Source organism: Streptomyces sp. PTY087I2, assembly GCF_001687325.1.
Classification (GTDB): domain Bacteria; phylum Actinomycetota; class Actinomycetes; order Streptomycetales; family Streptomycetaceae; genus Streptomyces.
In genome coordinates this window covers 16,935-36,740 of sequence record NZ_LZRD01000051.1, presented here as the reverse complement: position 1 = coordinate 36,740, position 19,806 = coordinate 16,935, and the positions used below count along the sequence as shown (strand labels likewise).

Below are 19,806 nucleotides of genomic sequence, written 5' to 3'. Positions count from 1 at the left end.
TCCTCGGCGGAGGGCAAGGAGATCGCGGCGCGTCTGGCGTTGCGGATCAAGTCGGGCATCATCACCGACGCCACCGACCTGGAGGCCGGGGATGAGGGTCCGGTGGCGACGCAGGCGGTGTTCGCCGCTTCGTACACGACGAAGTCCCGGGTGTCTCAGGGTGTTCCGGTGATCACGGTGAAGCCGAACTCGGCTCCGGTCGAGCCGGCTGCTGCCGCGGGTGCGGTGGAGGCCCTGCCGGTGTCGTTCGGTGCGGGTACGACGGGGACGAAGGTGACGTCGCGGACGGCGCGTGAGTCGACCGGGCGTCCGGAGCTGACCGAGGCGGCGATCGTGGTCTCGGGTGGTCGTGGGGTCAACGGTGCGGAGAACTTCCCGCTGATCGAAGCCCTCGCCGACAGTCTGGGGGCTGCGGTGGGTGCGTCGCGTGCGGCGGTGGACGCGGGCTGGTACCCGCACACCTCGCAGGTCGGGCAGACCGGTAAGTCGGTCTCGCCGCAGCTGTACATCGCTTCGGGTATCTCGGGGGCGATCCAGCACCGGGCGGGGATGCAGACCTCGAAGACGATCGTCGCGATCAACAAGGACGCCGAGGCCCCGATCTTCGAGCTCGTCGACTACGGCGTCATCGGCGACCTCTTCACAGTTGTTCCCCAGCTGACCGAGGAGATCAACACCCGCAAGGGCTGACACCCCCTCCTCGCACGACTCCCGCCCGGGCCGCACGGTGAACCCCACCGCGCGGCCCGGGCGCGTGCGTCACCGTCGTTCTTCGGCCGTACGTGCCGACGGGCCCCGGTCGTCACGGTCCCGATTGTCACGGTCCCGGTCGTCACGGTCCTGCGTGCCGAGGCCGAACGTGGTGAAGGCCGTGCGCTCCGGGAGCGGGTAGAACTCCTTGCCCGTCAGCGCGTTGACGATGACGGCCGACCGCCAGGCGGCCAGGCCGAGGTCCGGTGTGCCGACGCCGTGCGTGTGCCGTTCGGCGTTCTGCACGAAGACGGAACCGGCGATCTCCGGTGCGAGCACGAGCCGTTGGGCCTCGTCGACCTGTGGACGCCCCGACGCGTCGCGGACGATGTACGGATCGAGAGCGGCGAGCAGCTTGTCGACGGGGCGCTCCCGGTAGCCGGTGGCGAGCACGACGGCGTCCGTGACGAGTCGGCCCCGCGCCTCCTGCTGGCCGTGCTCGACGCTCAGTTCGATGCGCCCGTCCCCGGTGGTGGCGGCGCCGGTGACCTCGATGCCGGGGGTGAGCGTGACGTCGGGCCAGTCGCCGCCGAGGCTGCGCCGGTACAGCTCGTCGTGGATGTCGCCGAGCGTGTCCCCGCTGACGCCCTTGTACAGCTGCCACTGGCGGGGCAGGAGCCGGTCCCGGGTGGCCTGCGGAAGTCCGTGGAAGTAGCGGGTGTAGTCGGGCGTGAACTGTTCCAGCCCGATCTTGCTGTACTCCATGGGCGCGAAGGCCGGCGTACGGGCCAGCCAGGTCAGCCCCTCCGCCCCCTCCGGCCTCGACCGCAGCAGGTCCAGCAGGACTTCGGCGCCCGACTGGCCCGAGCCGACGACGGTGATGTGGCGGGCGGCCAGCAGCCGGTCCCGCCGGTCGAGATAGTCCGCCGAGTGCAGGACGACGGAGGCGGGGTCCCGGACCAACTCCCGTAGCGGCTCGGGGACATGGGGTTCCGTGCCGACGCCGAGAGCGAGGTTACGGGCATGGGTCAGCCCGGTCGTCAGCGTCTCCCCGTCGGGGCCGAGCCGGGTGAACTCCACGGCGAACGCGCCCTGTCCGGGATCCCAGGCGACCGTGTCGACCCGGTGGCCGAAGCTGGTGGAGGGCAGTTCGGTGCTCACCCAGCGCAGATAGTTGTCGAACTCCGAGCGGTGGATGTGGAGCTGCTCGGCGAAGTAGAACGGGAAGAGCCTGCGGCGGATCTTGATGTAATTGAGGTACGACCAGGGGCTGGTGGGCTCGACGAGGCTCACCAGGTCCGCCAGGAAGGGCACTTGCAGGGTCGCGCCCTCGATGAGCAGCCCGGGGTGCCAGTGGAACGCGGCGCGCTGCTCGTGAAAGGCGGTGCGCAGCCCGGGAACGCCGTCGGCCAGTGCGGCGAGCGAGAGGTTGAAGGGCCCTGCCCCCACTCCCAGCAGATCGAGGGGCGGCGTGCGCGGTCCGGGTGTCATCGGGTTCCTCCGGCGGGGGTCGCGGGTGCGGCGGGGGTCGGTCCCGGGCGATTCGTGCGCATCGTCGACATCATGGCGACAGCCTTTCCCTCCCCGGGACTTCGGTACCGTCGGCCGCCGAGGCTTCCCTCACGCCACGGATTTCGCCACGGTCCTCGGCCGGTTCGCTCACGGCACGGTCGGCCGCCGCTGTGACGAGGTCGAGCAGCGGGAGCAGATCGGCCGTCGCGGCGTTCGGGTGCAGCAGGGTGGCCTTCAGCCAGAGGCGGCTGCGGCCGTCGCCGTCCGCCGCCACTGCCCGGCCGAGAACCGCGCGCCCCTCGGCGAGCAGAGTGCGGCGGACCGCCGCCACCACGGCGTCGCCCGCCTCGTCGCTCAGCGCGTCGGCCACGGCGGGGCGGAACAGCACGGTGCTGATCCCGATCCCGCCCGGGCGCAGGCGGAGTTGCGGGTGCGCGTCGACAGCCCGGCCGAACTCATGGGCCGTACGCACGCAGTGCTCCACCAGCTCACCCAGCCCCCGGCGCCCGAGGGCCCGGAAGGTGACCGCCATCTTCAGGGCGTCGGGGCGTCGGGTGGTGCGGATCGAGCGGCCCAGCAAGTCGGGGAGTCCGGCCTCGGTGTCGTCGTCGGCGTTGAGGTAGTCGGCGCGCAGGGACAGCGGGGCGAGCATCGCGGCGTCGGCGACGGCCAGCACCCCGGCGGCGACCGGCTGCCAGCCGAGCTTGTGCAGGTCGAACGTGACGGTGGCGGCCTGCTCCAGGCCCGCGAGCTGGGCGGCCAGGCGGTCGCTGAACAGCAGCGGGCCGCCGTAGGCGGCGTCGACGTGGAGCTGGGCCGTGTGCCGTTCGGCGATGCGGGCGATCTCCGGGAGCGGGTCGATGCGCCCCTCGTCGGTGGTCCCGGCCGTGGCGACGACCAGGAGCGGCGCCCCGGCGAGACCGGCCAGGGCGCGGTCCAGGGCGTCCGGGTCGATCCGGCCGTCGGAACAGGCGACGACCGTGGGGGCGGGCAGGCCGAGCATCCAGGCGGCGCGGTGGACGCTGTGGTGGGCGTTGGCGCCGGTCACCACCCGCAGCGGGCCGGGGGCCGCCCGTTCCCGGGCGAGGAGCAGGGCCACCAGGTTGGACTCGGTGCCGCCGCTGGTGATGAGCGCGTCGGGGGCGGGGGCCGTGGGGTGGACGAGCCGGGCCAGGGCGGCCGTGGTCAGCTCCTCGATCACCCCGGCGGCGGGCGCCTGGTCCCAGGAGTCCATGGAGGGGTTGAGGGCCGCCCCCGCCAGTTCTGCCGCGGCGGCCACGGCGAGCGGCGGGCAGTGCAGATGGGCGACGCAGGCGGGGTCGGCCGGGTCCGCCGCCCCCTCCGCGACCGCGCGCACGAGGTCGCCGAGCGCGGCCTCGGGCCCGATGCCCTCCTCGGGCAGGACCGGGGAGCAGAGGGCACGGGTGCTTTGGGCCACGGCCTCGGGCCCTCCGGCCGGCAGCGGGCCGCCCCGGGCCGGGGCGGCCTCCGCCAGGGCGTCGAGGACGACGGCCGTGAGGGCCCGCAGATGCTCCGGCCCGTGCGCGCCGCCCGCGACGAGCCCTCCCCGCACGCCTGCGCCCCCGGGGCTCGACGGCGTACCAGGATCCGAAGGCGTACCGGCGCTCACGCCCAACCCTCCACGTTCCACGGAGGGTTCACCGGGGAGCGGGGGCGGAGCAGGCGGCATGGCGAGGACCTTCGGTCGTGGTGCGGACGGGCCGTACGGCAGCGGCCCGCGCGGGGCGGCTCCGGAGGCGGAAAGATCCACCACCGGGGCTCGCTGGTTAGGCTAACCTAACTTCGGAGGTGTGAATGACACGCGATCCGCCTGCTCAGAGAGGCTACTTCGCGCACCAGGGGCCCGAGTTGTCGGACTCCGATTCCGTGCCGGGCGTCCGCCTCATGGCACGTCACTTCCCGCACACACCCCGTCCTTTCATGACCGCCGGTCCGGAAGCGGCACGCTGTCAGCGGGCTCGGACACACACCGGTGGGGACGGGTACGGCCCGGTGCGGGAGCGGCGGTGACCGCTCCCGCACCGGGCCCGGATCACGCCGCTTCGGTGGGCAGCTCCGCGCGGATCTCCCGCGCGGCGGCGACGAGGTTCTCCAGGGAGGCCCGGGTCTCGGGCCAGCCACGGGTCTTCAGGCCGCAGTCCGGGTTCACCCACAACCGCTCGGCCGGGATCGCCTCAAGCCCCTTACGCAGCAGGGCCGCTGCCTCCTCGGTGCTGGGGATGCGGGGCGAGTGGATGTCGTAAACACCCGGTCCGGCCTCGCGCGGGTAGCCGTGGGCGGCCAGCTCGCGGGCCACCTGCATGTGGGAGCGGGCGGCCTCCAGGCTGATGACGTCGGCATCGAGGTCGTCGATGGCCTGGACGATGTCACCGAACTCCGCGTAGCACATGTGGGTATGGATCTGCGTGTCCGGCCGCACCCCGGCAGTGGCCAGCCGGAAGGACTCCGTCGCCCACTCCAGATAGGCGGCGTGGTCGGCGGCGCGCAGCGGGAGCGTCTCGCGCAGCGCGGGTTCGTCGACCTGGATCACCGAGGTGCCGTTCGCCTCCAGGTCACCCACCTCGTCGCGCAGGGCGAGGGCGACCTGGNGGCAGTGGCCAGCCGGAAGGACTCCGTCGCCCACTCCAGATAGGCGGCGTGGTCGGCGGCGCGCAGCGGGAGCGTCTCGCGCAGCGCGGGTTCGTCGACCTGGATCACCGAGGTGCCGTTCGCCTCCAGGTCACCCACCTCGTCGCGCAGGGCGAGGGCGACCTGGCGGGCGGTCTCGCCGAGCGGCTGGTCATCGCGCACGAAGGACCAGGCGAGCATGGTGACCGGCCCGGTGAGCATGCCCTTGACGGGGCGCTCGGTGAGCGACTGCGCGTACGTGGTCCACCGCACCGTCATCGGCTCGGGGCGCGAGATGTCCCCGGCCAGGACCGGCGGACGCACATAGCGGGTGCCGTAGGACTGGACCCAGCCGTGCTGGGTGGCGAGGTAGCCGGTGAGCTGCTCGGCGAAGTACTGCACCATGTCGTTGCGTTCGGGCTCACCGTGCACCAGCACATCGATCCCGGCCTTCTCCTGGAAGGAGAGGACCTCGCGGATCTCGTCCTTGATGCGCTCCTCGTACCCGGCCCCGTCGATCCGCCCCGCCCGCAAGTCGGCCCGCGCCGTACGCAGTTCAGTGGTCTGCGGGAACGACCCGATGGTCGTCGTCGGCAGCAACGGCAGCCCCAGATGCGCCCGCTGAGCGACAGCCCGCTCCGCATACGGCTGCGAACGGCGGCCGTCCGCGTCCGTGATCGCCGCCGTACGGGCACGCACCGCCGGGTCACGGGTGATGGGCGAGCCGGCACGGGAGGCCAGATCGGCCCGGTTGGCGGCCAGTTCGGCCGCGATGCCCTCAGTCCCGCTCGACAGGCCCTTGGCCAGAGTGACGATCTCCTCAGTAACCCTCGATGGCCTTCTTCAGTTCACGGTTCTGACCCTGACGGGGGTAGCCGTACACGGTGGCGCGTGCTGCCGCGGCTGCGGACTTCGCTGTCACGTGACTCTCCTTCGCGAGCGTGTCTGCGGTGCAGATCCCGGGACGGGACGCGGACGCGAAGGAATGACGCATCGGGCGGACACCGGGCCACGTCGAACCGTGCCCGTCCACCTGATGGTTCCGCCGACCCGCCCACGAGGTCACCGAGATCTCCGCACGCGAACGGTCGCATGCGGGCAACGGGCAGGTCTTCGGACTCGCGGGCACGTCTGCCGGGGCAGACACCTACTGGCCGTCGCTTCCCAGACCCGGTCGGGCCCAGTGCGTAAGACGGCGGTCGTTCCCGCTCACCGCTGCGGGGCAGTCCCGGATTCCCACCGGGTTCCCTCTTACGACACCCTGCCTGGCGGACAGGGCGAACCAGCTGCTGGGGGGCAGCCTAGAGGGACGACCACCAGGCGCACACCGTTGTTCACACTTCGGACGGTGAGGTGAGATACGGGGCGGCTCTTTCCGGCCGTCCCCGGCTCGCGTCGCCCGGGGGCGGTCCGGTGCGCCGGCGTGCGCCCGGCAGTAGCGCGGCGGGGACCAGCGCGAGCGCGGCCGTCGCGGCGAGCACCAGCAGCGCCGTCCCCATCGCCCCCTCCCACTGTTCCGCCTGTACGCCACCGGCCGCGGGCAGCAGACCGGCGGCGACGGCGATGCCGAGCACGGGGCCGATGTTCACGGCGGTCTGCTTGAGGCCGCCCACCACTCCGGCGTACCCGGGCGGCGCGTCGCCCACCACCGTCCCGGTGGCCGTGACCATCACCGTGGCGTACCCGGCGCCCAGCAGCGCGAAGGTGGCGCCCATGGCCACCGGTCCGGTGCCGCTGTCGGTGGCGGCCAGCCATCCGATGCCGAGAACGACCAGCAGCGAGCCGCCGAGCGCGGTGGTCCGCGCCCCCAGCACCCGCAGCAGCCGCCCGGCGAGCGGCGCGCCGACGATCATCATCGCCGTCAGGGGCAGGCTGCGCAGGACGCTGTCGAGCGGGTCCAGACCCAGCGCGTACTGAAGGAAGTACGTGCTGGTGAACAGCGCGCCGAACATGCCGCTCGCGGTGAACAGCAGCATGGCCATGGATGCGGTGACGGGCACGGACCGGGCGACCGCGGCCGGTACCAGGGGGTTGCGGCTGCGGCGTTCGTGGCGGACGAGGACAGCGGCGACAGCGGCCGAACCGAGCAGTCCCGCCACCGTGCGCCGGTCGGCCCAGCCGTGCAGTTCCACCCCGGCCAGGGCGTTGACGAGGAGGGCGAGCGCGGCCGCGAGCAGGAGGGCTCCGCCCGCCTCCAGGCGGCGGCCCGCGTCCCGCTCACCTCCGGCCGCCGGGACCCGGGCCGCCAGGCAGAGCAGGCCGATCACGAGCGCGGCGGGCACGTTGATGACGAAGACGGACCGCCAGCCGAACTCCTCCACCAGGAAACCGCCGAGCAGCGGACCGGCGGCGGCCGCCGCCCCGATGGCGCTGGTCCGCAGGGCGACCGGCAGACCGAGCCGGTCGGGCGGGTAGACCTGGCGCAGCAGCGCCAGCGTCGCGGGTTGCAGCAGGGCTCCGCACACTCCCTGTGCGGCGCGCAGCGCGATGACCCAGCCGACCGTGGGCGCCACGGCTATCCCCGCGGACGCGGCCCCGAAGCCGAGCGATCCGATCAGGAGCAGGCGGGTGTGGCCGTACCGGTCCCCCAGCCGTCCGGCGAGCACGAGAAGACTCGCCACCGCGAGGAGGTATGCCGTGCTCGTCCACTGCACCTGGGCGAGGGTCGCGGAGAGATCCCGCTGAAGGCGGGGCTGGGCCACGAAGAGGACGGAGCCGTCGAGCGCGACGATCATGGCCCCGGCGATGCTGCCCGCGAGGGCGAGGCGGGGCCGGGCGGGGGTGGTCACGGATGGGGTCACGGGTTCACCGGTCCGAGGTGGGCGTCCACGGTCCGGGCGATCAGCCGGGCCAGGCTCTCGCGGGCCTTCGGGTCGCCCGGCGAGGGGGTGTCGAGGGTGAGGGAGAGGCTTCCCCAGCTCCACAGCTGGGCGATGCCGTGGAGGTTCGCCCAGAGGGCGGCGGCCACGACGTCCGGGGCGGGCTCGGGTCCGGGGGGCGGCCGGCGGGCGGCGGTGGTCTGCCGGTGGCGGGCGACCAGGGCGACGAGCGACGCGAACAGCGGGAGGGTCTTCTCCCGCAGCCTGGGCCGGCCATCGGCCTCGTCGCCGCCGTCCAGCAGGTCGTGGCGGAACATCAGCTCGAACATCGGGCGGTGCTCGACGGCGAATCCGACGTAGACGTCGGCGAGCAGACACACCTGGACGCGCGGGTCGCCGTCCGGGTCCGGCCGGAGGCAGGTGTCGAGCCGGTCCTTCAAGGCGTCGAACCCGCGCCCCGCGATGGCGGAGAGCAGCGAGCGGTGGGTCGGGAAGTAGCGGCGCGGGGCGCCGTGCGAGACACCGGCGCGCCGGGCGATCTCCCGCAGCCCCAGCGCCGCGATCCCCTCGGTCGCCACGATCTCGACGCCGACGTCCACCAGTCGTTCCCGCAGCGGGGTTCCGTCATCCATGGAGAACTTCTAACACCACCGAGTAGACAGTGTCTACTCGGTGGGTGGGCGTCACGGCTTCCCCGGCCGTTCGGCTGTTCGCCATCCGCTCCCTGACCGTCGGTCAGGTCGCTCGTCTCGACTGTGCGGAGGCAGTGACCCAGATGTAACCGAATGGCGTAGGGGAATGCGGAACCACGGAGCGTCACAAGCCGTTCTTCTTCCCACTACACGGCCCTGCCGATCCCCGGCAGGGCCGATCGAGGAACGGAAAACGTCATATGAAGAAGACAGTTGGGTGGGCCCAGGACGGCGACGACTGGACGATCACCGTGAACGGCACGCAGTACCGCGCGGTCGAGCGGCCGACGGACGGCCGGGTGGACAACTACCTGGTGCGGGGTGACGACCTGAGCGCCGAGTGCCCGAGCCTCGGTCATGGACTCGGCGTCATCCGGGAACACGAGTCCCGGCGCTGACCCCGGCCGGTCAGCCGAGCGGGCCGCCCACCGAACCGTCCGCGCCTTCCGCCGGGCGGCCCGCCGCCTCCTGGCCGCCCGCCGCCTCCTCGTCGCGCGGCCCCTGCCGCAGCAGATAGGTGTCCATGATCCAGCCGTGCCGTTCGCGGGCCTCCGCGCGCAGCCGGCTGATCTCGTCGGCCACCTCGTCGAGCGGGCCGGAGACCAGGATCTCGTCGGGGGTGCCGATGTACGCGCCCCAGTGGATCCACAGGCCCCGGCCCGTCAGGTGGGTGAAGGTCTCATGGCCGTCGAGCATCACGACGATGTCGCCGTCGTCCTCGGGGAAGCCCTGGGCCAGCCGCCGGCCGGGGGTGATGTGGATGGGGCGGCCGACCTGGTTCAGGGTGACGCGGTGCCGGGCGGCGAGGGCCGAGACGCTGCTGATGCCGGGGATCACCTCATGGCCGAATTCCACCGTGCCGCGTCCCCGGATGTCGTCGAGGATCGCGAGCGTGCTGTCGTACAGCGCCGGGTCGCCCCACACCAGGAAGGCCCCGCACTGCCCCGGTGCGAGCTCCTCGATGATCAGGCGTTCGCAGATGTCGGCGCGGCGGTGCCGCCAGTCGTGCACCGCCGAGGTGTAGCGCGCGGCATCGTCCTGGGTGCGGTCGCGCCACGGGTCGTCGGCCTCCACCACGCGGTAGGGGCCGGTGAGGTGTTCGTCGAGGATGTCGCGGCGCAGCCGGGTCAGGGACTCCTTCTCCTTGCCCTTGCCGAGCACGAAGAAGACGTCGGCCCGGCGCATGGCCTTCACCGCGGCGAGGGTCAGATGGTCGGGGTCGCCGGCGCCCATGCCGATGACGAGGATGTGCCGGGGTGTCTCGCTGATGTCTGCGATGTCTGCCATGTCGGCCGATCATGCCAGGGGCGAGGCGGGGTGGACTTACTAGGACGTCCAACTATATGTTCGTGAGCAGCGGGGTGGCCGGTGTGCAGCCGATCACCCTCAAGGCCCGTGGTGTCAGGGAAGCCGGTGTGATTCCGGCGCGGTCCCGCCACTGTGACCGGGGAGTCCGTCCTCGCAGGACATGCCACTGGCGGTGAAGCAGCCGTCGGGAAGGCAGGGGGACGGGCGTCGATCCGGGAGTCAGGATACCGGCCGCGGGTTGTTCCGTGTTTCCACGAGGATGGAGCAGACACGCATGGCACCGGTCCGCACCCACGGCCCCGCAGGCACGTCCCGGCGAGCGGTTCTCCCCGCCCCCTGACGGCCTTCGCCCTTCGCGTCCCCCTCCGGCGGCAGCCCTTCCGCGCCCCCGTGCACCCGACCGGTGCGTGGGCCGGTGGCAGCCGTGCGCCATCCCCGGATCTCTCCTGACGATCTCACCGACGAGAGCAGGTTCCCATGGTCCGCGAACTCACCCATTTCATCGGCGGCAAGCACACGTCCGGCACCTCGGGCACGTACGGCGATGTGTACGACCCCAACACCGGCCGGGTCCAGGCCCGGGTGCCGCTGGCCGGCCGGTCCGAGACCGAGGCGGCGATCGCCGACGCCGTCGAGGCCCAGCGCGAGTGGGGCGAGTGGAACCCGCAGCGCCGCGCCCGCGTGCTGCTGCGCTTCCTCCAGCTGGTGGAGAAGGAGAAGGACTCCCTGGCCCGGCTGCTCTCCTCGGAGCACGGCAAGACCGTGGCCGACGCGCACGGCGACATCGCGCGCGGACTGGACGTCGTGGAGTTCGCGGCCGGTGTCCCGCATCTGCTGAAGGGCGAGTTCAGCGACAACGCGGGCTCCGGGATCGACGTGCACTCGCTGCGCCGACCGCTCGGCGTGGTCGCGGGCATCACCCCGTTCAACTTCCCCGCGATGATCCCGCTCTGGAAGGCCGCACCGGCTCTGGCCTGCGGTAACGCTTTCATCCTCAAGCCGTCCGAGCGCGATCCGTCGGTGCCGCTGCGGCTGGCCGAACTCTTCCTGGAGGCGGGTCTTCCGCCCGGGGTGCTGAACGTCGTCAACGGCGGCAAGGAGGCCGTGGACACCCTCCTGGAGGACCCGCGCGTCAAGGCGCTCGGCTTCGTCGGCTCGACGCCGATCGCCGCGCACATCTACGCCACCGCCGCCGCCCACGGCAAGCGGGCGCAGTGCTTCGGCGGGGCCAAGAACCACATGATCGTGATGCCGGACGCCGATCTGGACCAGGCGGTGGACGCGCTGATCGGCGCCGGGTACGGCTCGGCGGGCGAGCGGTGCATGGCGATCTCGGTGGCCGTGCCGGTCGGCGAGGCCACCGCCGACGCGCTGGTCGCCAAGCTGACCGAGCGGATCGCCGAGCTGCGGATCGGCCGCTCGGACGACCCGGACGCCGACTTCGGGCCGCTGGTGGGCCGTGACGCGGTGGACCGGGTGCGCGGCTATGTCGACCTCGGTGTGGAGGAGGGCGCGGAACTGGTCGTGGACGGGCGGGACTTCACCTTGGAGGGGCACGAGGACGGCTTCTTCGCGGGTGCTTCCCTCTTCGACCGGGTCACTCCGGACATGCGGATCTACCAGGAGGAGATCTTCGGCCCGGTGGTGTCCGTGGTCCGTGCGGCGGACTACGAGGAGGCGCTGCGGCTGCCCTCGGAGCACCCGTACGGCAACGGCGTGGCGCTCTTCACCCGCGACGGCGACACCGCCCGCGACTTCACGCGCCGCGTCGACACCGGCATGGTCGGCGTCAACGTGCCGATCCCGGTGCCGGTGGCGTACCACACGTTCGGCGGGTGGAAGCGGTCCGGCTTCGGCGATCTGAACCAGCACGGCCCGGACGCCATCCGCTTCTACACCCGGACCAAGACCGTCACCTCGCGCTGGCCCGCCTCGGGAATCCGGGACGGCGCGAGCTTCACGATTCCGACCATGGGATGAGCGCTGTGACCACCCTGCTCAGCGACGACCAGCTCGCGGTCGTCGAGACCACACTCGACTTCGCCCAGGAACACCTGGCCCCGCACGCGGTGGCCTGGGACCAGGAGAAGCACTTCCCCGTCGACGTGCTGCGCAAAGCGGCGAATCTCGGCCTCGGCGGCGTCTACGTACGGGAGGACCTCGGCGGATCGGGGCTCTCCCGCTCCGACGGGGTCCTGATCTTCGAGGCCCTGGCCACCGGCTGCCCGTCGGTCGCCGGGTATCTCTCGATCCACAACATGGTCGCCTGGATGGTCGACCAGTACGGCACCGAGGCGCAGCGTGCCCGGTATCTGCCGGAGCTGTGCACCATGGAGCAGTTGGGCAGCTACTGCCTGACCGAGCCGGGCGCGGGCTCCGACGCGGCGGCGCTGCGCACCCGTGCGGAGCGCGACGGCGACCACTACGTCCTGACGGGCACGAAGCAGTTCATCTCCGGGGCGGGCGCCACCCACCTCTACATCGTGCTGGCCCGCACGGGCGAGGACGGGCCGCGCGGCATCTCCGCGTTCCTCGTCGAACGGGACGACGCGGGGCTCTCGTTCGGGGCCAACGAGAAGAAGATGGGGTGGAACGCGCAGCCCACCCGGCAGGTCGTGCTCGACGGCGTGCGCATCCCGGCCGACCGGATGCTCGGGGTGGAGGGCGAGGGCTTCCGCATCGCGATGAACGGCCTCAACGGCGGCCGGCTCGGCATCGCCGCCTGCTCGTTGGGCGGTGCGCAGAGCGCGCTGGACCGGTCCCTGGCCCATCTCGCGGACCGGGAGGCGTTCGGGGCCCGGCTACTGGAGGCGCAGGCGCTCCAGTTCCGGCTGGCCGACATGGCGACCGAACTGGCCGCCGCCCGCGCGCTGGTGCGGCAGGCAGCCGAGGCGCTGGACCGGAAGGCGGCCGGAGCACCGGAGTTGTGCGCGATGGCCAAGCGGTTCGCCACCGACACCGGGTACGCGGTCGCGGACCGGGCGCTCCAGCTCCACGGCGGCTACGGCTATCTCTCCGAGTACGGCATCGAGAAGATCGTCCGGGACCTGCGGGTCCACCAGATCCTGGAAGGGACCAACGAGATCATGCGCGTCATGGTGGCCCGGAGTCTGACGGGAGCCCTGCGATGACCGAGGAGCCCGTCATCGTCCGTACCGAGGGGCGGACGGGGGTGGTGACCCTGAACCGGCCCAAGGCGCTGAACGCCCTGACCCACGCGATGGTGGAGACGATCGCGGCGGCCCTGGACCGGTGGGAGCACGACCCGGAGGTGGCGACGGTCGTCATCACCGGGGCCGGGGAGCGCGGTCTGTGCGCGGGCGGCGACATCCGGTCCATCCACGAGGACGCCCGCGTGGGCGGGAAGGCGTCGGCCGCGTTCTGGCGCGACGAGTACCGGCTCAACGCCCGGATCGCCCGCTACCCCAAGCCGTACGTGGCGGTCATGGACGGCATCGTGATGGGCGGCGGGGTCGGCGTCTCGGCGCACGGCAGCGTCCGGATCGTCACCGAACGGTCGAAGGTGGCGATGCCGGAGACCGGGATCGGCTTCGTGCCGGATGTCGGCGGTACGTATCTGCTGGCGCTGGCCCCCGGGGAGCTGGGCACCCATCTCGCCCTGACGGGTGCGGTGGTGGGGGCCCGGGACGCGCTGCTGTGCGGGCTCGCCGACCACTTCGTACCGTCGGACGACCTGCCCGCGTTCCTCGCCGCGCTGCGGACCGAGGCCCCGGCGGCGGTGCTGCACCGCCACGTCCGGGAGGCGCCGCCCGGGACGCTGGAGGACAACCGCGCCTGGATCGACCACTGTTACGCCGCCGACACCGTCGAGGAGATCGTGGAGCGGCTGCTCGCCTCCGGCGTTCCGGCGGCCGGAGAGGCCGCCGCCACGATCCTCGGCCGCTCCCCCGTCGCGCTGAAGGTCACCCTCGCCTCGCTGCGCCGGGCCCGCGAACTCGGCCCGCTGGAACGGGTCCTGGAGCAGGAGTACCGCGTCTCGTACGCGGCGCTCTCCTCCGCCGACCTGGTGGAGGGCATCCGCGCCCAGGTGATCGACAAGGACCGCTCCCCCCGCTGGACCCCGGGGACACTCGTGGAGGTCACGGACGCGGACGTGGCCCGGTACTTCGCACCGACCGGCGACGAGGAACTGTCCCTCGCCGCATCCGACTCACCGCAGGAGGTGCCCTGGTGACCACGACCGTCGCCTTCGTCGGGCTGGGCCACATGGGCGGTCCGATGGCCGCCAACCTCGTCCGGGCCGGGCACCGGGTGCTCGGCCACGACCTCGTCGAGTCCGCCCTCGTGGATGCCGTGGCGAACGGGGTGGAGCGGGCCGGGAGCGCAGCCGAGGCCGCCGCGATCGCCGATGTGGTGATCACGATGCTGCCCGCGGGCCGCCATGTCCTCTCCCTGTACGAGCGGGAGGGACTGCTCGCCGCCGCCCGCCCCGGCACCCTGTTCGTCGACTGCTCGACCATCGACGTGGCCGACTCGCGGGCCGCCCACGCGGCGGCGGAGGCGGCCGGTCACCGTTCCCTGGACGCCCCGGTCTCCGGCGGGGTGGTGGGGGCCGAGGCGGGCACGCTCACCTTCATGGCCGGGGGCGAGGAGGCCGCGTTCGCGGAGGCCGAACCGCTGCTGTCCGTGATGGGGAAGAAGGCGGTGCACTGCGGGGCGGCGGGCGCCGGGCAGGCCGCGAAGATCTGCAACAACATGATCCTCGGCGTCTCGATGATCGCCGTGAGCGAGGCGTTCGTGCTCGCCGAGAGCCTCGGCCTCTCCGACCAGGCGCTGTTCGACGTGGCGTCGGCGGCGTCCGGCCAGTGCTGGGCGCTGACCGTCAACTGCCCGGTCCCCGGCCCGGTTCCGGGCAGCCCCGCCAACCGTGACTACCGCCCCGGGTTCGCCGCCCCGCTCATGGCGAAGGATCTCGGGCTGGCCGCCAACGCGGTGCGCGCGGGCGGGGTCGACGCCGAACTGGGGCTTCGGGCCGCCGAGTTGTACGCGCGGTTCGCGGAAGGGGCCGGGGCGGACCAGGACTTCTCCGGGATCGTCCGGGCCATCCGGGCCGCTTCCTCCACCACCGCAGCCGACACAGAGAAGGGCGCCACCCCGTGAGCGAGAACAACGAGAGCGCGGCCGCCCCGGGCCCGTACAGCACCATCCTCGTCGAGCGCCGGGGCCGTACCGCCCTGCTCACCCTGAACCGGCCCAAGGCGCTCAACGCGCTGAGCCTGGACGTCATGCGGGAGACCGTCGAGGCCACGGAGGCGCTCGACCGCGACCCGGACGTCGGCTGCATCGTCGTCACCGGCAGCGGGGAGAAGGCGTTCGCGGCCGGGGCGGACATCAAGGAGATGCAGCCGCAGAGCTACATGGACATGTATCTCAGCGACTGGTTCACCGCCTGGGACCGGCTCGGTCAGCTGCGTACGCCCACGATCGCCGCCGTACGGGGCTACGCCCTGGGCGGCGGCTGCGAGTTGGCGATGCTGTGCGACCTGGTGATCGCCTCGGAGTCGGCGGTCTTCGGGCAGCCGGAGATCCGGCTCGGCGTGATCCCGGGCATCGGCGGCTCGCAGCGGCTGACCCGGGCGGTCGGCAAGGCGAAGGCGATGGACCTCTGCCTGACCGGCCGGAACATGGACGCCGAGGAGGCGGAGCGGGCCGGCCTCGTCTCCCGGATCGTGCCGGACGCGGAGCTGCTGACGGAGGCCTTGGCGGTCGCGGAAACCGTCGCCGGTATGTCTGCGCCGGTCGCGATGATGGCGAAGGAGGCGGTGAACCGGGCCTTCGAGACGACGCTCGCCGAGGGTGTGCGCTTCGAACGCCGCCTGTTCCACGCGGTGTTCGCGACGGCCGACCAGAAGGAGGGCATGAAGGCGTTCACCGAGAAGCGGCCCCCGGAGTTCACGCACCGCTGACGCGCTCCGCCGACGGGCGGGGCGCGGGGCGCGGACCTCCCAGCCGCGTCCACGCCCCGCCCGCCGGGGATGATCCGGACCGTGATGCGCGTTGTATCCGGTTGTGTCCGGCTCCATAGGGCGAGCCGGGCCCTCGATGAGAGCTGGAGGCGGCGCTGTGCACGGTGAGTACAAGGTTCCCGGCGGCAAGCTGGTCGTGGTGGACCTGGAGGTGGCGGGCGGGGCGCTGCGGAACGTCCGGGTCGCCGGGGACTTCTTCCTCGAACCGGACGAGGCGATCCTCGCGATCGACGCGGCCCTGGAGGGCGCCCCCGCCACCACGGACACCGCCGGGCTCGTGGCCAGGATCGAGGCGGCGCTGCCCGACGCCACGGTGATGCTGGGGCTGAGCGCGGAGGGCGTCGCCATCGCCGTACGCCGGGCGCTGGCGCGGGCCACGGAGTGGAGCGACTACGACTGGCAGCTGATCCACGAGGCCCCGCAGTCGCCCGCGCTGCACATGGCGCTGGACGAGGTGATCACCGCCGAGGTGGCGGCGGGGCTGCGGCCGCCGACGCTGCGGGTCTGGGAGTGGGACTCCCCCGCCGTGATCATCGGCAGCTTCCAGTCGCTGCGCAACGAGGTGGACCCGGTGGGCGTGGAGCGCCACGGCATCGATGTCGTACGCCGGATCTCGGGCGGCGGCGCGATGTTCGCCGAGCCCAGCTCCACCATCACGTACTCGCTCGCCGTGCCGCAGGCGCTGGTGTCGGGGCTGTCCTTCGCCGACAGTTACGCCTATCTGGACGACTGGGTCCTGGAAGCCCTCGCGGACATGGGCATCAAGGCCTGGTACCAGCCGCTCAACGACATCGCCACCGAGGTCGGCAAGATCGCGGGGGCCGCGCAGAAGCGGGTGGTCGGGCCGGACGGCGGGCCGGGGGCCGTGCTGCACCACGTGACGATGGCGTACGACATCGACGCCGACAAGATGCTGGAGGTGCTCCGCATCGGCAAGGAGAAGCTGTCGGACAAGGGCACCCGGTCGGCGAAGAAGCGTGTGGACCCGCTGCGGCGGCAGACCGGACTGCCGCGCCAGGTGGTGATCGAGCGGATGATCGACTCGTTCCGCAGGCGCCACGGCCTCACCACCGGAAGCGTGACCGACGCCGAGCTGGCCCGCGCCGAGGAACTCGTACGGACCAAGTTCGCCACGCCGGAGTGGACAGCCCGGGTGCCGTAGGGCTCCCTGGGCCGGCGGGCGCCGCCGCATACTGGTCGTATGGACAAGGCGGCGTCCGGCTCCGGGGTACGGGAACGGCTCGGCAGGAGCCTGTTCGCCCGGGTGGCGGGGCCTTCCGGGCCGGAGAACCGGGCCCGGATCCACGACACCCCCGGCCCCCGCTGGTTCGGCCCGGACCGGCCGGTGCGCCGGGTGCACGGGGACGCGTCCATGTTCATCGGCGGGCTGCGCGCCCTGCTCCTCCAGTCGCTGCACCCCCTCGCCATGGCCGCCGTCGCGGGCCACTCCGGGTTCCGGGGCGATCCGTGGGGGCGGCTCCAGCGGACCAGCACGTTCCTGGCGGTGACCACGTTCGGCACGGCCGAGCACGCTCAGGAGGCGGTGGACCGCGTACGGTCCGTGCACGAGCGGGTGCGCGGGACCGCACCCTCCGGGGAGCCGTACCACGCGGCCGATCCGCACCTGCTGTGCTGGGTGCACATCGCCGAGGTCGACAGCTTCCTCCGCGCCCATCAGCGGTACGGGGCACGGCCGTTGGACGGCGCGGGGTGCGACGGGTACATCCACGACATGGCGACGGTGGCCCACGCCCTCGGCATCCCCGACCCGCCGCACGACCGGGCGGAGCTGGCCGCGCGCATCGCCGCCTACCGCCCGGAGCTGCGCGCGACCCGGGAGGCCCTGGACGCGGCCCGCTTCATCCTTCTGCACCCGCCGCTGCCCTGGCCGGCCCGTCCCCCGTACGCCGTACTCGCCGCGAACGCCGTGGCCGCGCTCCCGCCGTGGGCCCGGGAGCCGTTGCGGCTGCCCCGCGTGCCGGGGGTCGAGGAGATCTGCGTACGGCCCGCCGGGAAGGCCCTGACCAGGACCATCCGGTGGGCGATGACCCCGCCCGCGGGAGGCTGAGGGCCGCCCGGGTGCCGACGTACGCCAAGGCGGTGGGCATCCAGCCGCGCACCCTGGAGCTCTTCGAGCGGATGGGCCTGGTGCGGGAGGTGCTGGACGCGGCGGTCCCGATGCGCGGGCAGCTGACGTACGTGAACGGGGCCGAGCAGGGCCGCGGTCGCGGGCACGTCCTGCTGGTGTACGGGGACCACCCGGCGGGCGACGCGACCGTCGATCTCGCCTCCGCCGCACGGGAGTTGACCGACGGGCGGATGGAGACGCACAAGATCCTGCCCGCCGATGCCCCGGTCCGACGGACGGGCACCCCGCATCACCACGACAGCCGGGGCGAGTTCGCGCGCCGGTACGGGGCGGGCGAGGGCGCGGCGTTCGTCGTACGGCCGGACGGATATCTGACGGCCTGTCTCCAGCCGCCCAGGGTGGGGGCGTTGAAGGAAGCTTTGCAGCGGGTCTTCGCCCCGTGAGCGCCGCCGTCGTGGTCAGTCGACGGTGACGACCACCGAGTGCCATCCGCTCGCCCCGTCCGGAACCGTCTTCGTGCGCTCCTCGGTCTGCGTCTCGCCCGTGCCGTCCGTGGCGCGGACGGTGAGGGTGTGGCTGCCCGGGGTCGCCTTCCAGGGGTAGGTCCACTGGCGCCAGGTGTCGACGGTGGCCTGGTCGGCGAGTTGGGCGGGTTTCCAGGGGCCTTCGTCGACCCGGATCTCGACCTTCTCGATGCCCCGGTGCTGGGCCCAGGCCACCCCCGCGACCATGACGGTGCCCGCCTCGGGGCGTCCGAAGGGCTTGGGGGTGTCGATCCGGGACTGGGTCTTGATCGGGGCCTTCCGGGCCCAGTTCCGCTTCACCCAGTACGCGTCGTAGGCGTCGAACGTGGTCAGCTCGATGTCCTCGATCCACTTGCAGGCCGAGACGTACCCGTACAGTCCGGGCACGAGCATCCGGACGGGGAAACCGTGGACGAACGGCAGCGGTTCGCCGTTCATGCCGAGGGCGAGCATCGCGTCCCGGCCGTCCATGACGTCCTCGACGGGGGTGCCGAGCGTCATGCCGTCCACCGAGCGGGCGATGATCTGGTCCGCCTTGCCGCCCCGGGACGGCGGCTTCACCCCGGCCTCCTTGAGCAGGTCGGCCAGGCGGACGCCGATCCACCGGGCGTGGCCGATGTAGGGGCCGCCGACCTCGTTGGAGACGCAGCACAGGGTGATCTCGCGTTCGATCAGCGGCCGGTTCAGCAGGTCCTGGTAGCTGAACTCCAGGTCGCGGCGGACGCCCTCGCCGTGGATGCGCAGCCGCCAGGTGTTCGCGTCGACCTTGGGGATCACCAGGGCGGTGTCGACGCGGTAGAACTTGTCGTTGGGCGTGGTGAACGGGCTGATGCCGCGCACCCTCGGCCGTGCTCCCGCCGGGATCGGCCGGGCGGGCGAGGCGGGGGCGGGCAGCCGTACGGCGTCCCGGGAGGCGATCGCGTCCCGGGCGCCGCGGTCGTTGAGCGTCCGGCCGACGGCTCCGGCGGCGGTGGAGGCGGCGGCCGCCGCGGTGGCGGCGATCAGGAAGCCCCGCCGGTCCCAGCCGCCCTCCTCGCCCCGCTCGTCGGCGCGCTCGGCGGTGAGCCTGCCGACGAGGACGTACAGCAGGACCGCCCCGGCCACCGCGCCGGTCAGGGACGGCAGGCCGTCGGTGAACCCGGTGGAGTCCGGCCTGCTGACGGCGGCCGCCGTGCCGACCGCGCCGAAGACCAGGACGGCGGCGGAGCCCGTACGCCGGTGGCGCAGCGCGAGCAGGCCGACGGCGACGGCGAAGAGGGCGAGCGTGGCGAGGATGCCGAGCTGGAGGACGATCTTGTCGTTCTCGCCGAACGTGCGGATCGCCCAGTCCTTCACCCCCGTGGGCGTCCGGTCGATGGCGGCTCCGCCGACCGCCGTGACGGGGCTCGCCTCGGGTCTGACGGCGGCCGAGACGAGTTCGGCGACGGTCAGCGCGGCGAACCCCGCGAGCAGTCCGCTCAGGGCGGCGAGGGGGTTGCGGGTCAGGGCGGTGCGGTTGATCCTCACGGTCCTCATTCGGAACCGGGAGGCGGCCGGATTGCCCCGGACACCCGTACG

Annotated in this window: 16 protein-coding genes, 2 pseudogenes and 2 riboswitches; of the genes and pseudogenes, 10 read left to right on the top strand and 8 right to left on the bottom strand. The window is 72.7% G+C overall.

Translation table 11 applies throughout. The annotated features are described in order from the left end of the window. Window positions 1-690 (top strand): electron transfer flavoprotein subunit alpha/FixB family protein (locus A3Q37_RS33440; protein ID WP_065490661.1); only part of this gene is annotated, 690 nt, incomplete at its 5' end. A 69-nt stretch (window positions 691-759) separates the two neighbouring features. Here the strand turns inward: A3Q37_RS33440 and A3Q37_RS33435 are convergent. The 6 genes and pseudogenes from A3Q37_RS33435 to A3Q37_RS33410 all read right to left on the bottom strand — a co-directional run bounded on the left by A3Q37_RS33435 (window position 760) and on the right by A3Q37_RS33410 (window position 8,281). Next, window positions 760-2,181, bottom strand: a complete 1,422-nt coding sequence (locus A3Q37_RS33435) for a lysine N(6)-hydroxylase/L-ornithine N(5)-oxygenase family protein (RefSeq protein ID WP_065490659.1) — start codon at window positions 2,179-2,181, stop codon at window positions 760-762. Window positions 2,182-2,251: 70 nt separating this feature from the next. Continuing rightward, window positions 2,252-3,892, bottom strand: a complete 1,641-nt coding sequence (locus tag A3Q37_RS33430; RefSeq protein WP_255312028.1) for an aminotransferase class V-fold PLP-dependent enzyme — start codon at window positions 3,890-3,892, stop codon at window positions 2,252-2,254. A 363-nt stretch (window positions 3,893-4,255) separates the two neighbouring features. Continuing rightward, the gene (locus A3Q37_RS33425; protein ID WP_065490655.1) at window positions 4,256-4,783 is read right to left on the bottom strand and encodes a hypothetical protein; all 528 of its coding nucleotides are present in this window, start codon (window positions 4,781-4,783) and stop codon (window positions 4,256-4,258) included. A gap of 29 nt (window positions 4,784-4,812) precedes the next feature. Then, window positions 4,813-5,661: pseudogene (locus A3Q37_RS33420) on the bottom strand (5-methyltetrahydropteroyltriglutamate--homocysteine S-methyltransferase); the annotation flags it as partial. A 276-nt stretch (window positions 5,662-5,937) separates the two neighbouring features. Further along, window positions 5,938-6,084: riboswitch (cobalamin riboswitch) on the bottom strand. An 80-nt stretch (window positions 6,085-6,164) separates the two neighbouring features. Beyond that, entirely contained in the window at window positions 6,165-7,565 is a 1,401-nt protein-coding gene (locus tag A3Q37_RS33415; protein ID WP_107471633.1) for an MFS transporter, read from the bottom strand. 62 nt (window positions 7,566-7,627) lie between these two features. Then, window positions 7,628-8,281, bottom strand: a complete 654-nt coding sequence (locus tag A3Q37_RS33410) for a TetR/AcrR family transcriptional regulator (protein ID WP_065490650.1) — start codon at window positions 8,279-8,281, stop codon at window positions 7,628-7,630. Between the two features lie 260 nt (window positions 8,282-8,541). Here A3Q37_RS33410 and A3Q37_RS33405 point away from each other — a divergent pair, with 260 nt between their 5' ends. Next, entirely contained in the window at window positions 8,542-8,739 is a 198-nt protein-coding gene (locus A3Q37_RS33405; RefSeq protein ID WP_010064026.1) for a hypothetical protein, read from the top strand. Window positions 8,740-8,749: 10 nt separating this feature from the next. Here the strand turns inward: A3Q37_RS33405 and cobF are convergent, their stop codons facing one another. Next, window positions 8,750-9,610 carry a precorrin-6A synthase (deacetylating) gene (gene cobF, locus A3Q37_RS33400; RefSeq protein WP_065490667.1) on the bottom strand — a complete coding sequence of 287 codons (861 nt, stop codon included), beginning with the start codon at window positions 9,608-9,610 and terminating at the stop codon, window positions 8,750-8,752. Between the two features lie 110 nt (window positions 9,611-9,720). After that, window positions 9,721-9,900: riboswitch (cobalamin riboswitch) on the top strand. Between the two features lie 226 nt (window positions 9,901-10,126). Here cobF and A3Q37_RS33395 point away from each other — a divergent pair. The 8 genes and pseudogenes from A3Q37_RS33395 to A3Q37_RS36195 all read left to right on the top strand — a co-directional run. Next, on the top strand, window positions 10,127-11,629 hold the full coding sequence (locus tag A3Q37_RS33395) for a CoA-acylating methylmalonate-semialdehyde dehydrogenase (protein WP_065490648.1): 1,503 nt from the start codon (window positions 10,127-10,129) through the stop codon (window positions 11,627-11,629). Then, window positions 11,626-12,780 carry an acyl-CoA dehydrogenase family protein gene (locus tag A3Q37_RS33390; protein ID WP_065490645.1) on the top strand — a complete coding sequence of 385 codons (1,155 nt, stop codon included), beginning with the start codon at window positions 11,626-11,628 and terminating at the stop codon, window positions 12,778-12,780. The genes A3Q37_RS33395 and A3Q37_RS33390 overlap by 4 nt, the downstream gene beginning before the upstream one ends. Further along, window positions 12,777-13,844 (top strand): enoyl-CoA hydratase/isomerase family protein, encoded by a 1,068-nt coding sequence (locus A3Q37_RS33385; protein WP_065490641.1) that lies wholly within the window; start codon window positions 12,777-12,779, stop codon window positions 13,842-13,844. Before A3Q37_RS33390 ends, A3Q37_RS33385 begins: the two co-directional genes overlap by 4 nt. Then, the gene (gene mmsB, locus A3Q37_RS33380; RefSeq protein WP_065490639.1) at window positions 13,841-14,770 is read left to right on the top strand and encodes a 3-hydroxyisobutyrate dehydrogenase; all 930 of its coding nucleotides are present in this window, start codon (window positions 13,841-13,843) and stop codon (window positions 14,768-14,770) included. Before A3Q37_RS33385 ends, mmsB begins: the two co-directional genes overlap by 4 nt. Beyond that, window positions 14,767-15,576 (top strand): enoyl-CoA hydratase, encoded by an 810-nt coding sequence (locus A3Q37_RS33375; protein WP_065490636.1) that lies wholly within the window; start codon window positions 14,767-14,769, stop codon window positions 15,574-15,576. The genes mmsB and A3Q37_RS33375 overlap by 4 nt, the downstream gene beginning before the upstream one ends. A 157-nt stretch (window positions 15,577-15,733) precedes the next feature. Next, window positions 15,734-16,798 carry a biotin/lipoate A/B protein ligase family protein gene (locus A3Q37_RS33370; RefSeq protein WP_065490635.1) on the top strand — a complete coding sequence of 355 codons (1,065 nt, stop codon included), beginning with the start codon at window positions 15,734-15,736 and terminating at the stop codon, window positions 16,796-16,798. Between the two features lie 39 nt (window positions 16,799-16,837). Further along, entirely contained in the window at window positions 16,838-17,704 is an 867-nt protein-coding gene (locus A3Q37_RS33365; RefSeq protein ID WP_065490633.1) for an oxygenase MpaB family protein, read from the top strand. 152 nt (window positions 17,705-17,856) lie between these two features. Continuing rightward, a pseudogene (locus tag A3Q37_RS36195) lies at window positions 17,857-18,168 on the top strand (pentachlorophenol monooxygenase); the annotation flags it as partial. A gap of 15 nt (window positions 18,169-18,183) precedes the next feature. Here the strand turns inward: A3Q37_RS36195 and A3Q37_RS33355 are convergent. Further along, window positions 18,184-19,764, bottom strand: coding sequence for a molybdopterin-dependent oxidoreductase (locus A3Q37_RS33355; protein WP_065490627.1), 1,581 nt, complete (start codon window positions 19,762-19,764; stop codon window positions 18,184-18,186). Window positions 19,765-19,806: the final 42 nt, after the last annotated feature.

Coding starts and splice junctions, on each gene's coding strand:
- A3Q37_RS33365 (WP_065490633.1), top strand. CDS start 16,838: ATGGACAAGGCGGCGTCCGGCTCCGGGGTACGGGAACGGCTCGGCAGG.
- A3Q37_RS33415 (WP_107471633.1), bottom strand. CDS start 7,565: ATGATCGTCGCGCTCGACGGCTCCGTCCTCTTCGTGGCCCAGCCCCGC.
- A3Q37_RS33385 (WP_065490641.1), top strand. CDS start 12,777: ATGACCGAGGAGCCCGTCATCGTCCGTACCGAGGGGCGGACGGGGGTG.
- A3Q37_RS33410 (WP_065490650.1), bottom strand. CDS start 8,281: ATGGATGACGGAACCCCGCTGCGGGAACGACTGGTGGACGTCGGCGTC.
- A3Q37_RS33390 (WP_065490645.1), top strand. CDS start 11,626: ATGAGCGCTGTGACCACCCTGCTCAGCGACGACCAGCTCGCGGTCGTC.
- A3Q37_RS33395 (WP_065490648.1), top strand. CDS start 10,127: ATGGTCCGCGAACTCACCCATTTCATCGGCGGCAAGCACACGTCCGGC.
- A3Q37_RS33430 (WP_255312028.1), bottom strand. CDS start 3,892: ATGCCGCCTGCTCCGCCCCCGCTCCCCGGTGAACCCTCCGTGGAACGT.
- A3Q37_RS33435 (WP_065490659.1), bottom strand. CDS start 2,181: ATGACACCCGGACCGCGCACGCCGCCCCTCGATCTGCTGGGAGTGGGG.
- A3Q37_RS33355 (WP_065490627.1), bottom strand. CDS start 19,764: ATGAGGACCGTGAGGATCAACCGCACCGCCCTGACCCGCAACCCCCTC.
- A3Q37_RS33405 (WP_010064026.1), top strand. CDS start 8,542: ATGAAGAAGACAGTTGGGTGGGCCCAGGACGGCGACGACTGGACGATC.